This window comes from Sinorhizobium sojae CCBAU 05684 (assembly GCF_002288525.1).
Classification (GTDB): Bacteria; Pseudomonadota; Alphaproteobacteria; order Rhizobiales; family Rhizobiaceae; genus Sinorhizobium; species Sinorhizobium sojae.
The window spans coordinates 324,166-337,011 of sequence record NZ_CP023069.1 but is presented as its reverse complement, the minus strand read 5'-3'; the positions used below and the strand labels follow the sequence as shown (position 1 = coordinate 337,011).

Sequence of the window (12,846 nt, the reverse complement as noted above, 5' to 3'; positions counted from 1 at the left end):
ATTCACTCAATATTTTCAATGCAATAATGCTATCCGACCCGTGTCGGACGCCAGGTTTCCTGCGGATTGCGCCAGTCGATCCCGGACAACAAATAAGACAATTGCGCCGGTGAGATCGCTACCGCGCCGCCCTCCATATTCGGCCAGATGAACCGGCCCTTCTCCAGCCGCCGGGTAAAAAGGCAGGCGCCCAGACCATCATGCCAGATGATCTTCAAAATATCCGATCTGCGGCCCCTGAAGACGAAGAGATGCCCTGACAACGGATCACGTTTCAGAACCTCCTGCACCCGAAGCGCCAGGGAGGGAAAGCCACAGCGCATGTCCGTATACCCCGTTGAAAGCCAGACCTTGACGCCTGTTCCCATCGGAAACGGATTCACCGCAGCGCCTCCAGTCCGCGCATGATCCGAAGCAGCGCTTCAACGTCGACATCGCGGTCCACGATCACACGGCGACCATTCGCGCTGACAACCTCCATCCGGCCGGCGTTCGGCAATGACCCTGCTGCCGGCTCTACCTCTGGAACAAGCAGCGCCGGGACAAAGCCGCCCACAGGCGACGCAACATCCAGTTGCCACGCTCGTGCGAGCCGGCGCCATTCATATAACTGCGAACGCGATATACCATGTCGCCGCGCCGTCGTCGCACACAAGCCAGGTTCCAAATAACTCTCCGCGACAATCTGGAGCTTCATCTCTTTGCTAAAACGACGACGCCGACCCGTGTCGACAATCTCAACTCGATCCATAGCCGCACTGTCCTTTTTGACGTCAATAAGGACAGTCAGTGCCAAATCCGACAATTCCTACAAGGCGGCCCACCTCGGATGCGTACCGATGAGGCGAGGGAAAGAGCCATCGAGGCGAGCAAGCGCAAGGTCCTCGAACATGCGCGGCACGCGCACATAGAGCACGGAGTGACCGAGCCTTGCCGCTTGCCTGCCGAAGGCGCAGGCCAGCCATGACTTGCCGGTGCCGGTGTGGCCGGTGATGATCAGGCCTTCATGGGCGGTGAGCCATTGCCCCTGGGCCAGCGCCATGGTGTTGCGCCGGTCGAGACCGCGGGCGGCGGCGAAGTCGATATCTTCGATACAGGCCTGGGCAAAGCGTAGCTTGGCGGAGGCGAGCCGGTTACGGATGCGCTTGTCGGCACGCAGGGTGACTTCGCGGTCGAGCATCAGTCCGAGCCACTCATCGCGGCTGAGCTCATTGGTGCCGGACTGCTCGGTCAATTCGCGCCAAGCGGCGGCCATGCCCGTCAGCCCGAGGGCCTGCATCTGGTTGAGGGTGGGGTTCGTCAGCATTCTTGCTTCCTTCACTGATAGTAGGATCGGCCACGGATATTGGTATGGGCAGGCGTGGGGGCCGCGTGTTCAGCCTGCGGTCTTTCCCGGTCGAGGCCGGATTTGAGGATGGAGGCGACGGAGGAATAGCTGATGGCATTGATGGTGAGCGCCCGCTCACAGGCCGCATCGAGGCGCTGCGATCCATAGCGCGGCGCCAGCGACAGGATGCCCATGGCCGAGCGGTATCCCTGTTCCGGATGCGGCCTGTCGCGCATCATGCGTTCGACCAGGATAGCGGCATTGGGGCCGATCTGGGTCGCACGGCCGATCAGATTGGCCGGCGTGGTGTTGGCATAGCGCTGATGCGCCTTGGGCATATGGTCGTTGACGGTGACGTGGCCGGAACGCTGGGAGCGGCGAACATGGCTGGCGACACGCTGGTGATCGTGGAAGATCTCGACTACCCGGTGGGTGAGCCGCACCTGCAGGGTGCATCCGATCAGCCGATGCGGCACCGAATAAAAGGTCTTGTCGACCTCGACATGATAGTCCGGGTGTACCTTCGCCGACTTCCATTCCGCATATTCGAACGGCACCGCCGGCAAGGGCTTCAATGCTGCCCGCTCGATCTCCTCGAACAGTTCGCGGCGGCTTTTGCCGACGTGGCGCATCGTCCGGTTGTTCAGCTCCTCGAGCAATTCGGCAATCGCCGTGTTGAGGGCGGCAAGCGAGAAGAAGGTACGGTTCCTCAGCCGGGCCAGAATCCAACGTTCCACGATCAATACCGCGCCTTCGACCCGGCCTTTGTCACGCGGCTTCCTGCTGCGTGTCGGCAGGATTGTGGTGTCGTAATGCTCCGCCATGGCGGCGAACGTGGCAGTCAACGTCGGCTCGAACCAAAGGGCCTTGGCCACCCCCGACTTGAGGTTGTCGCACACGATTGCCTTGGTGACCCCACCATAAAAGGTCAGAGCACGCACCTGGCCGTCGATCCAATCTGGCAACTGCTGGCTAGAGCTGGCATGGGCGAAGGTCAGGTTGGAGGCGCCCAGCACCGCGACAAAGATTTGGGCCGGATGGATGACGCCGGTCGCCGGATCAATCACCGGCACCGTCGGCCCGGCATAGTCGGTCTGCATCACGGCGCCCGCCGCGTGCCGATTGCGGAACGCTACACTCGTGCGCTGCCGGAAGGCGGCAACCTGCTCGCAGAACCACGTGAAGCCGTAACCATCGGGATGGTTGGCACGGTATTCCTGCCATAGAAGCGTCAGCGTCACGCCTTTGCGCTTCAGCTCCCGAACCACCAGCGCCCAGTCCGGCTCGCTGAGATCGCGCGGCGGTCGACCGGCTCGGCCGAACAGTCGCCGCTCCAGCTTTGCATCCTCGTCCGCGCCGACTGGCAACGGCCACGAAAGCCCGGCCTCCCGAGCGCGCAGCAAATAGGTCGATACCGAGCTCTTGCCGATCTTCAACCGCTCGGCAATCTCGCGCACCGAAAGACCCTCTTCGTGGGTCAGGCGCAGAATGGTCCGGATATCCCTCACTGTCGTTCGTCTTGCTTGCTTCCGTCTCGGCATCGGCCCCTCTCAACGTTGTCGTGAGAGACCTAATCAACAAGACGGCGCAGCCGCGAACCAACCGTCAAACCGCCGCCGGAAACTGTCCGGGATTTAGCGGAATCACTGTCCGGGAATTACTGAAAACTGTGTCCGGAGATTACCGGAAATCCTGTCCGGACTTTGCCGAAACCCGCAGACTCTTCGTCCGGTAGTTTCGTTCAGACGATGGTGCTGACCGATATCGCTACGGGCTGGACCGAGTGCGTGCCAGTCCGCACGCGCGAAAGCGGTCTCGTTATCGCTGCCCTCAATCAGGCCCGCTCGCTGTTTCCATTCCCGCTGCAGGGCGTGGACTTCGACAACGATAGCGCCTTCATGAACGAACGTGTGGTCTGCTGGTGCCGAAGTCAGGGATTGGAGGTGACCCGTTCGCGAGCGTATCGAAAGAACGATCAGGCTTGGGTCGAGCAGAAGAACGGCGCGATCGTGCGACGGCTGGTCGGTTACGGAAGGCTCGTCGGCGCGGAGGCGACGGTTGTCCTTGGGCGTCTCTACGACGTGGTGCGTCTGTACGGCAATCTGTTCCAGCCTTCGTTCAGCTGCGAGAGAAGACACGGATCGGCGCCCGCGTCGTCAAACGCTACCATCCGCCCGTGCCGCCTATCGCGCGGGTGGTTGCCCATTCCGGTGTGGCCGAGGCCGATAAGGAGCGGCTGCAGGCGATGTTGGAAAGGGAAGATCCGGTGATGCTGTTTGCCGGAATTCGTGCCGCACAGGAGGAGCTCGGAAAGCGGGTCGATCGCCGTGGCTTGAATGCCGGGACCGAAGAACCGCTCGCCATCGATCTGCAGCGATTCACCGTGAGCTTGAAGACAGCCTGGCAGGCTGGAGAGAAACGGCCGACACATCGGCGGCCCTATCGGCGGACCAAGCCTTACCCGAAAAGGCCGAGCATGCTGGAGCCATTCGAGCCCCAGATTCGAGCGTGGCTTGAGGCAGATCCGGCGCTCTCGGCAGCCGCGGTGCTCCAGCGCCTTGTGAGCGCCGATCCGTCACGCTTCACCAAGAAAGCGCTGCGGACGGTGCAAATGGCCGTCAAGGCTTGGCGCATGGAAATAGCCGGGCAGATCATACTCGATGGCGACTGGATGAAGCGCGCGCCCGTATCTCCTCCCGCCGCGGCGGGAGGAGATACGGGCCATCTCAATGCCCCCAACTTCAGTAACATTCCTGGGTGAGGCAATAGGAGGGGTCAGTTCTTCGATTCGCTTGACATTCCGGCTCTATCTCCCCCGATGCTCTCTCAGAGGTATATTCACGCAAATCGCCATCGCACCGTCATTCTCGCATTGACCTGTGGAACGACCATGAAAGGGGCGCACGACGATATCGCGTCCTGCATCAGGGTTCTGGACCAAGTCGGGATCGATCCGCACCGACGCTTTGTCCACGTCGAGGGCGCGCTGAATGCAATGGTACTTCCCTTTGTCGATGGCTTACAGAGAGGCATCCGCCCTTCTTTCCGGCAGTCGAGGGTCTTCCGCCGTCAGCTACCTGCGCTCAGATGATGCGACCCCGATGGGATCGCGAAACGGCCACGCCGTTCTCGCGATTTGGAACCGGCCGATGCGCCTTGACATCGCTGGTTTCCGCAACAATCCCCGTGCCTGCATCGAACGCGCGGAGGGCTTCGCAGCAGCACTTCGCTCGGTGGGCGTCTTGGTGTTGCTCAATCCGTGGTCATTGACGGTTGTGTTTCCAAAACAATCGGGGATGGCTCGTCAACGAATACCAACTCGCATGCAATGGAGGTTCTGCCCACGCGATCGTCATGCCAAGCGTCAAAGCAGATCTCATCTATGATCATGGCCTTCCTTGGAGGCAGCTTCCTGATTGCTGGTGACGGCCTGACGACCGGAAGCATTGTCGCGTCAGCCTCGCTCTTGTCGCCGACCTAGTGGTATCCGCCTAACATAAGAGTCCGTATGGGATTCCCTTTGGCGAGTGCGTATGCGAGTGTGGCGCATGCGCACAGGAATAGCCTTCACCGTTTCGCCGACCGATCGCCAACGCCTGAGAGCCCTCATCAGTGATCGCAATGCGCCGCAGAAGCACGTCTGGCGCGCCGAGATCATCCTGCTGAGTGCCGATGGCGTCGGCACCGTCGAGATCATGCGACAGACCGGCAAGTCGAAGACCTGCGTGTGGCGCTGGCAGGAGCGCTTCGCCACGGAAGGCTTCGAGGGTCTCTTGCGCGACAAGACGCGCCCCTCGCGCATTGCGCCGCTCGGGCCGGAGATCGGCGAGCAGGTGGTGGCGCTTTCGCTTGCCGACCCGCCGGGCGAGACGACGCACTGGACTGCCGACATGATGGCGGCCGAGGTGGGCGTCAGCGCCAGCGCGGTGCGCCGCATCTGGAAGGCGCACGGTCTCCAGCCCCACCGCTGGCGGGCCTTCAAGCTCTCCAACGACCCGCAGTTCGTCGCCAAGCTCAAAGACGTTGTCGGCCTCTACGTCGACCCGCCGGCCCATGCCATCGTGCTGTCGGTCGACGAGAAGAGCCAGATCCAGGCGCTCGACCGCACCCAGCCCGGCCTGCCCCTGAAGAAGGGCCGGCTCGGCACCATGACCCACGACTACAAGCGGCATGGCACGACCACGTTGTTTGCCGCCCTCAACGTGCTCGACGGCACCGTCATCGGCAGGAACATGCAGCGTCACAGGCATCAGGAGTTCATCCGTTTTCTCAACGCCATCAACGCCCAAGTGCCGGCCGACAAGGCGATCCACGTCATCCTCGACAACTATGCCGCCCACAAGCATCCCAAGGTGCGCGCCTGGCTCGACCGCCATCAGCGCTTTACCTTCCACTTCACGCCGACGTCCTGCTCGTGGCTCAACGCCGTCGAGGGCTTCTTCGCCAAACTGTCGAAGCGTCGCCTCAAGCGCGGCGTCTTTCATTCGGTCGTTGACCTCCAGGCCGCCATCAACCGCTTCCTTACAGAGCACAACCAACAACCCAAGCCCTTCACCTGGACCGCCGATCCCGACAAAATCATCGCTGCCGTCAAACGGGGGCACCAAGTGTTAGATTCCATCCACTAGGTTACGCCAGCTTTATCTTCGCATGGAAGCTTTTCCGCGCTCTTCGCAGCCGTGTTCTTCGGGGAACGGCTAACAGGTCCAGGGATGTCTGCGGCACTGGCTATCGTCGTTGGTGCGTTGATCACTTCCATGCCTGAGCGCCGTGTCGTCTCCATGCAAATAGGCCCAATTGGCGAAGGGGAGTAGGGCACCGGTCGATCCTTCTCCCGACGAACTGCTCAAGCACGTCTCGCTGCTCAGTTCGGAGCACATCAGTCGCGATCGTCGCAAGCAGCGGATGGTGCCGCCGGCGCGAGTGGACTTGAATGCCTGAAGAAAGACTCCAGCGAACTTACGGACGTATGCATGTTGCTCGGTCGCCATCACCGATAAGTTCCCTTTCTCCACAATCGCCTCGAGACTGGGCTTGATCTGCAGCAGCCGAATCCAGCCGACTTTCGATCGCATCTTCATCGGCATCATTGGCAGCCTGGAGCGCCAAAATCGTGTGGCGGAACAGTCGCAGCGCCTTGGATGTTTCTATGCGGGCGTTTATATGGCGCTGCTTTTTGTGGTGGTTGACCTGCGAGAGCATCGGCCCGTGCCGCCGCACTACAATAGAAAACCTGTCGCCGGGGGATAGTGAATGTGCGCGGCGGACTACGGTAGGTCAGCCGCCGTTGCACCGTGCCTGGTGCGTGCGGGCCGTCGGCCCTCAGCAGGCGCTCGGCCCGTAATCCGGCCTCGCCACCGCCGGCATGCCGTGGCTCGGGTCCTCCTTGCGCTTAACCGGACCCCTGGGCACGAATATCAGGAGCAGGGCTTCCGGCCCGGGGCAGGGGAGGAGGAAATCGCATTTGACTATTTTGGTTGCATTTGGAGGGCCGGGGGATTCTTGAGATAGGCAGTTCGTGGAGCAGAAACCGCCATTCCTTATCTTGAAAGCTGTTTCGGGGCGCTCCCCGATCCCCGCTCAGGGTTTCAACATCATCCTCGGTCAGGAGCGCGGCACCAGGAGATCGCCAAGAATTGAGCTTCTACAGCGGGTCGGCTATCGCCAAGCGTGGGCCATTTTTGAGGCAGCCAACACCGTTGCCGGCATAGCTGAAGCTTAAAGAAACCGATGCACCTCGCGAGGTGAGTAACGGACCGTAAGTTCGCCGTCAGCTTAACGAAGCATCGTGCGAAGCGCGGTCTAAGCGGCCCCATATTGGCAATAACCGTGCGAAGGGAAACGAACGCCATGCACAGTCCCATCAGTGGTTCATTCACAAGCTCTACGCAAGTTGACGATCCGATTCATCCAGCGAACAGCGATGGTTTCAGGGAGACGCTTGCGAATGTTGAACTCCGGACGAAATCACCAAGTGCGGAGTGCCCCGATAAGATGGGGTGCTGCGTGATCCGAACAATCCCAGTACCTCCTCTCCTGCGAGACCGAGCACCTCCCTATTCCGATACAGAACGGCCGAATTGGCCCAGGCGAACGCAGATGGAATCTGCGTGGGTTTGACTGCTGAGTGGCTGCGTAACCTCAACAGTCATCCGTCAATCCGAATGGAGGCCCTAGTACCCGGATCGCAAAGGCACGCCTCAGCCGCTGTTCGGCAGAAGGAGTACGAGAATCTGAAGGTTCACCTACGAAGACAAGGAGCAGGACCTTCTGAGGCCGACTTCGCGGCGCAAAACACTATGTTGCAGAAAGCAGGCCTTGCTCCATCCGGAAAGGAGAAAGTATACAACGTCGGCGAGCCTAACTTCTCGCGCATGCTGACCAAGATTACAGCCGACGGATCCAACCATTTGCTCAGCTTGTATTTCGCTGAGGGCGGCGCACACACCGTTGCGACCTCGGCAATGGATGGAAACACCACGCTCTTCGATCCTAATTTCGGCGAATTTACTGTGCAATCAGATCAGATTGATGATTTGTTCCGAAGCCTAGCCAATCGCTACAGCAATCCAAACCGGCAGCATTTTACAACGGTGACCACCCAAAAGGTGACATGAGTCGGGCGTCCTGCGCGGCGTAGTGTTCACTGAAGTCCACGTAAATCCTCGTCGATGCTTGTGCTGAAGAGGTGGGATCTTTGGTACGCTGAGCAGCAACAGCTGCTGCGTGCGAGGCAGGAATCGGACGACGCGCCGGTGGACCAGGTGGGTTTGAGCAGCAGTTGGCCATCTGCAGCTCAGCTTATCGGAGGAGAACTCCGCCGAGCCGATTTCGCCCGACACTGGATCGGTAGAGGTACATGGAGGTATCCAGCGCATTGGCCTCGGCGGTTCGATGCTGATGCCGCCGCAATCCAACTGGCAGGACAATCGGTTCCGACATTCCTCGCGCCCACATTCGCGGTCATGCAAGGTTCTCCATCTGACTTGCGCAACAGGACTTTTCGACATTCCAGCCGATGAAGACAGCTTGATCCGCCATTATGGGGTCGGTTCCGGCTCGGGGCGGAATGACACCCTAAGCGTTTGCCTCCGTAGGCCAGAGATATTCGCCGGTGAGCAGGATGTGCGCCCAGCCCAGCGGAGAGATGTGGGCTAGAAGCTCAGGTGGCACATCGAGGCTTTCGTTTCGCCGCTCGGCGATGGCGTGGCCGAGGTGGACGGTATTCCAGTAGATGATAATCGCCGTGAGCAGGTTCAGCCCGGAGATCCTGTAATGTTGCCCCTCGGTGGTGCGATCACGTATTTCACCTTGGCGGCCAATGCGAAGGGCATTCTTGAGCGCATGGTGGGCCTCGCCCTTGTTGAGGCCGATCTGGGCGCGCCGCTGCATGTCGGTGTCGAGAATCCACTCTATAATAAAAAGAGTACGCTCGACGCGTCCGACCTCGCGGAGAGCAGCCGCCAGATCGTTCTGCCGGGGATAGGATGCGAGTTTCCGGAGCAACTGGCTCGGTCTGATCTTTCCGGCGGCCATCGTGGCAGCACAGCGGAAGAGATCAGGCCAGTTTGCAACGATCAGCTCTTCGCGGATTTTGCCGCCGACCAGCTTGCGCAAATCTTTGGGCGTCCCCGCGGGATTGAAGACATAAAGCCGTTTCGACGGCAAATCGCGGATACGCAAGACGAGCCGGTAGCCGAGCATGGCACTGGTCCCGAACAAATGATCGGTAAATCCCGCCGTATCGGCGTATTGCTCGCCGACCTGCCGGCCGGCTTCATTCATCAGCAGGCCATCGAGGATGTACGGCGCTTCACTGACGGTTGCGGGAATAGTCTGTGAGGCGAACGGCGCGAACTGGTCATTGACGTGGGTATAGGCTTTGAGCCCCGGCTCATTGCCGTACTTCGCGTTGACCAGGTTCATGGCCTCGCCCTGTCCTGCCGAAGGAAAAAACTGACCATCGCTTGATGCGGTTGTTCCCATGCCCCAGAACCGCGACATCGGCAGCTTGCCCTGCGCGGCCACGACCATTGCCAACGCCTGGTTCATGGCCTCGCTTTCGACATGCCAGCGGGCAAGGCGCGAGAGCTGCCAGTAATCATGCGTGTTCGAGGCTTCCGCCATCTTTCGAAGGCCGAGATTCAGCCCTTCGGCGAGCAGGACGTTCAGCAAGCCGACCCGGTCGCTGCATGGCGCTCCGGTTCTCAGATGGGAAAAGGCGTCGGAGAATCCGATCGCAGCGTCAACTTCCAACAAAATGTCCGTAATCCGTACGGGCGGCATTCGACGATAAAGATCGAGAACCAGCTCCTCTGCGTTTTCGGGAACGTCTGCGGTCAGCCGGTCGATCCGCAACGTTCCATCTTCAATGCTGCCATGGGGAATGGTCCCATCGCGAGCGGCACGCGCCAACCGCTTCAGGCCGTCCGCAAGGCGGGCTTTGCGATCAGCCAGCCAAGTTTGAGGATCGAGAGGAACAGCAAGTCTGGCGTTCGCCTGCGCCGAGGTTATCGGTACAAGGATTTGCTTGAGATCACCGTAGCGACGGGAATGATCCAGCCATATGTCTCCGGATCGGAAAGCGTCCCGGAGATGGAACAGGACCGCGACTTCCCATAAACGACCATCGCCTCGATGTTGCGCGCGAAGATGGCGATGCCATTTAGAATTTGGCCGCAGGAAAGATACATCCGCCGACGTGAACACGCGCATTTCACCGATGGTTTTTGCGGCCGCAATCAAAGGCTCAGCCACCGGTGCGGCCCTGAGCTTCAGGCATCGCAACATCCGCGGCGCATATCGACGGAAGCGATGATACCCATGTTCGACGTGAGCCAACGGCTCGTCGGCCAGCGTATTGGTAAGCTGCGTTCCTGCAGCGACCAATTGTTCAAGCTGATGCCATTCGGCCGATCGGGCCAGCACCGTATCCAGCGGAATACCATCGTCGCGTGCTTCGAGCAGCGTAGCGCCTAATGCCGTGAAGGCGCGAAGCGTATCAGTGACCGCTGCCTTGGAGCCTGCAATCCGCTCGTCGTGCAGCCGTTTCGCTTCACGCCAAGTTTTCCCTACGATGCGGTCGTGGGTCTCGATTATGGCATCGGCGATTGCCGCTTCCCATTCCACGGCGCAGACGGCGAGGATCGCCCAACGTCTATCAGAACTGATGTCACGCAGACCATCGGTGAAGTAGCGCTCGCCCTGCCGACGCAGCCGTGCGATGCGGTGCGGTGGAATGCCGGCGAGCACTCGGGGATCGATTTCCAGACTGCGCAGGAATTCCAGCCGATCGAGCAGCCGGTTCGCTGACGCGGAATTGTTGCCAACCTCAAATTGACGAAGCCAGATGAAGCGGCTGATGTTTCCGACCATCACCTCGGCCAGGAGCCCATCCAGCCGCTCTCGCGCATCAGCGTCAAGCCTTTCCGCAATCCGTGTCTCTATCCGCCGTTCGGCCGTAACGAGCGCATCAGCGCAAAGTCGTTCGATCGTTGAGACCGCCGGCAGAATTGTCAGCGCCTTCCTGCATTGCGTGACGAAACGCTGAGCAAGATCTTCGTTCGACCTGGCATCCTCAGCCTGATCGAAAAGCCAGTCCCGCAGATCGCGCGCGCCACGGCCTGCGAACGTCTTGTAGCCGTAGATCTTGCGCAACGCTTCCATATGCTGCTGGCGGGTCTGGCGCCGAGCCGCATAGGTGAGGAGCGCGTCAGCCGAAATGCCGAGTTGAGCCCCGATAAAGGATAGAACTTCTTGCGGGATCATCTCGCCAGGTGCGAGCGCGCGACCTGGATAACGAAGTGCACATAGCTGTAGAGCGAACCCAAGCCGATTTTCCGGCCTCCGCCGTTCCCGGATGTGTTCAAGGTCGTCGTCGGCCAACGTGTAGTGTCTGAGCAGCGACAATTCGTCGGTTGGCAGATCGAACAGGGCCGAGCGCTGTCGCTCGGTGAGAATATGTCGCCTTGGCATACGGGAGTTGTCCCTATTGAAGTTAAGTCTGTTTTGGACAACACTCAGCCCGTGCAAATCAAGGCCTTCCGGGCACCAAAATCCACGAGGGTTCAATTGGGACAACGCGCCGCCATCTATTGTCGCGTTTCAACCGCCGACCAGTCATGTGAGCGGCAGGAGCGTGACCTGACGGCATTTGCCGGCCGCGCCGGCTACGATGTGGCGGGAATTTTCAAAGAAACGGGCTCAGGCGCGAAGCTTGACCGAGCTGAGCGCCGTAAGATCATGGCGCTCGCACAGGCCCGGCAGATCGATGCGGTGCTCGTCACAGAACTGTCGAGATGGGGACGCTCGACCATCGACCTTCTCAATACCCTGCGAGAACTGGAAAACTGGAAGGTGTCCGTCATTGCCATGAACGGGATGACCTTCGATCTGTCCTCGCCGCACGGCCGCATGCTGGCAACGTTTCTCTCGGGTATCGCCGAATTCGAACGCGATCTAATCAGCGAACGGGTCAAATCCGGTCTCGCGGCGGCAAGAGCGCGGGGAAAGCAACTAGGCCGCCGGATGGGTCAGCGTCCTAAGTCAGATCGGCTCGCTCCGAGAGTGTTAGCTCTGATTGCCGAAGGCCGCAGCTACCGCTGGATCGCTCGCGACCTTGGCATTAGCAAGAATACGGTTGCTGACGTTGCGCAGCGATTTCGGGCAACAGAACCGTCGCGGCGTCCCACAGAATACCCCGATGGTGAACGCTGACCAGTTTTGTTCTGTTCTCTTGCATATCACCGTGGCGGGGCAACATCCGGCCGGAACGGGAGCCCGTTAGTCAATGGGTCCTGAGGTATCCGCGCACTGCTAGATTGTTGCCGTCGCCGGCCCCAGCCGGGGCTGATGGCGGGGTGGTGCACGACGTACTCGTTTCCTTCCGTGTGGGCACCGCCTCACTTCATCATCCCGAACAGTTGCTTGCGGCCTTGCAGGAGCCGTGCTTGGTACGCCTAGGTCGCCTTCACCATTTCGCGCAGAGCATCTTCGCCTCTCACGCCGGTCTGAAAAAGCTCTATGAGAGTTCGTGCAAGCATGCCCGCTTCGTCGCTGTCGTTTGAGATGTGTCTAGCTTCCAATTCTCTATCCAGTATTCGTTGGAGCGTATCGAGGTCATCGGGCGAGAGTGGAAGGGAATAGAAGTCTATGCTGGGGCACATAACGCTACCTCCCTTTGATCGGGCGAAAATAACGCACTGCGTGACGGTGATCCGGCTTTGTTCTTGCGTTGCTTGGCGGGGGAACCAACGCTATGTCCTCTAGCAGCCCAGCGCGGCGTGCCGCCTTCACGAATGCGCGCCTTGCTTCGTACGGCTGTCTCCAGCCGTCCAAGACGTCGCGGCAGACCCGATAGGCTGCGCGATAGGTTCGCCCTCTCGCGCCTTCGGGCCAATGGTCGCGAAGACACTCCAGTGCTTCCCAGGAATTGGCGACAACCCGCTCGCCAGCAGAGTTCAGATGCAGTCTCACTGGAACGGGAAACTGAATATCGCTCATCACCTACTCGGTCCCAG

11 protein-coding genes and 2 pseudogenes are annotated in these 12,846 nt (G+C 60.1%); 6 read left to right on the top strand and 7 right to left on the bottom strand.

The annotated features are described in order from the left end of the window. Nucleotides 1–29: 29 nt before the first annotated feature. The 4 genes and pseudogenes from tnpB to istA form a co-directional block, all read right to left on the bottom strand. The gene (gene tnpB / locus SJ05684_RS29005) at nucleotides 30–368 is read right to left on the bottom strand and encodes an IS66 family insertion sequence element accessory protein TnpB (RefSeq protein ID WP_080577875.1); all 339 of its coding nucleotides are present in this window, start codon (nucleotides 366–368) and stop codon (nucleotides 30–32) included. Between the two features lie 11 nt (nucleotides 369–379). After that, nucleotides 380–751 carry an IS66-like element accessory protein TnpA gene (tnpA, locus tag SJ05684_RS29000; protein WP_014330860.1) on the bottom strand — a complete coding sequence of 124 codons (372 nt, stop codon included), beginning with the start codon at nucleotides 749–751 and terminating at the stop codon, nucleotides 380–382. 87 nt (nucleotides 752–838) lie between these two features. Continuing rightward, nucleotides 839–1,306, bottom strand: a pseudogene (gene istB / locus SJ05684_RS28995) (IS21-like element ISRsp2 family helper ATPase IstB); the annotation flags it as partial. Nucleotides 1,307–1,317: 11 nt separating this feature from the next. Then, on the bottom strand, nucleotides 1,318–2,868 hold the full coding sequence (gene istA / locus SJ05684_RS28990; protein WP_034859779.1) for an IS21-like element ISRsp2 family transposase: 1,551 nt from the start codon (nucleotides 2,866–2,868) through the stop codon (nucleotides 1,318–1,320). A gap of 207 nt (nucleotides 2,869–3,075) precedes the next feature. Here istA and SJ05684_RS30840 point away from each other — a divergent pair, with 207 nt between their 5' ends. The 4 genes from SJ05684_RS30840 to SJ05684_RS28965 all read left to right on the top strand — a co-directional run bounded on the left by SJ05684_RS30840 (nucleotide 3,076) and on the right by SJ05684_RS28965 (nucleotide 6,577). After that, on the top strand, nucleotides 3,076–3,597 hold the full coding sequence (locus SJ05684_RS30840) for an integrase catalytic domain-containing protein (protein WP_153458867.1): 522 nt from the start codon (nucleotides 3,076–3,078) through the stop codon (nucleotides 3,595–3,597). Beyond that, nucleotides 3,573–4,088 (top strand): hypothetical protein, encoded by a 516-nt coding sequence (locus SJ05684_RS30835; protein WP_050980240.1) that lies wholly within the window; start codon nucleotides 3,573–3,575, stop codon nucleotides 4,086–4,088. Before SJ05684_RS30840 ends, SJ05684_RS30835 begins: the two co-directional genes overlap by 25 nt. A 787-nt stretch (nucleotides 4,089–4,875) precedes the next feature. Further along, nucleotides 4,876–5,955 carry an IS630 family transposase gene (locus SJ05684_RS28970; protein WP_037446536.1) on the top strand — a complete coding sequence of 360 codons (1,080 nt, stop codon included), beginning with the start codon at nucleotides 4,876–4,878 and terminating at the stop codon, nucleotides 5,953–5,955. 406 nt (nucleotides 5,956–6,361) lie between these two features. Beyond that, the gene (locus SJ05684_RS28965) at nucleotides 6,362–6,577 is read left to right on the top strand and encodes a hypothetical protein (protein WP_014857579.1); all 216 of its coding nucleotides are present in this window, start codon (nucleotides 6,362–6,364) and stop codon (nucleotides 6,575–6,577) included. A 25-nt stretch (nucleotides 6,578–6,602) separates the two neighbouring features. On the opposite strand, the pseudogene SJ05684_RS30830 reads toward SJ05684_RS28965, so the two are convergent. After that, nucleotides 6,603–6,778, bottom strand: a pseudogene (locus tag SJ05684_RS30830) (integrase); the annotation flags it as partial. A gap of 548 nt (nucleotides 6,779–7,326) precedes the next feature. On the opposite strand from SJ05684_RS30830, the gene SJ05684_RS28950 reads away from it, so the two are divergent. Continuing rightward, nucleotides 7,327–7,944, top strand: a complete 618-nt coding sequence (locus SJ05684_RS28950; RefSeq protein ID WP_244425044.1) for a YopT-type cysteine protease domain-containing protein — start codon at nucleotides 7,327–7,329, stop codon at nucleotides 7,942–7,944. Nucleotides 7,945–8,404: 460 nt separating this feature from the next. On the opposite strand, the gene SJ05684_RS28945 is transcribed toward SJ05684_RS28950, so the two are convergent. Continuing rightward, on the bottom strand, nucleotides 8,405–11,302 hold the full coding sequence (locus SJ05684_RS28945; protein ID WP_014330276.1) for a Tn3 family transposase: 2,898 nt from the start codon (nucleotides 11,300–11,302) through the stop codon (nucleotides 8,405–8,407). Between the two features lie 96 nt (nucleotides 11,303–11,398). Here SJ05684_RS28945 and SJ05684_RS28940 point away from each other — a divergent pair, with 96 nt between their 5' ends. Beyond that, a complete protein-coding gene (locus tag SJ05684_RS28940; RefSeq protein ID WP_034859270.1) occupies nucleotides 11,399–12,043 on the top strand; it encodes a recombinase family protein in 645 nt (214 codons plus the stop codon). A 453-nt stretch (nucleotides 12,044–12,496) separates the two neighbouring features. Here the strand turns inward: SJ05684_RS28940 and SJ05684_RS28930 are convergent, their stop codons facing one another. Beyond that, nucleotides 12,497–12,829 carry a DUF982 domain-containing protein gene (locus tag SJ05684_RS28930; RefSeq protein ID WP_014330278.1) on the bottom strand — a complete coding sequence of 111 codons (333 nt, stop codon included), beginning with the start codon at nucleotides 12,827–12,829 and terminating at the stop codon, nucleotides 12,497–12,499. Nucleotides 12,830–12,846: the final 17 nt, after the last annotated feature.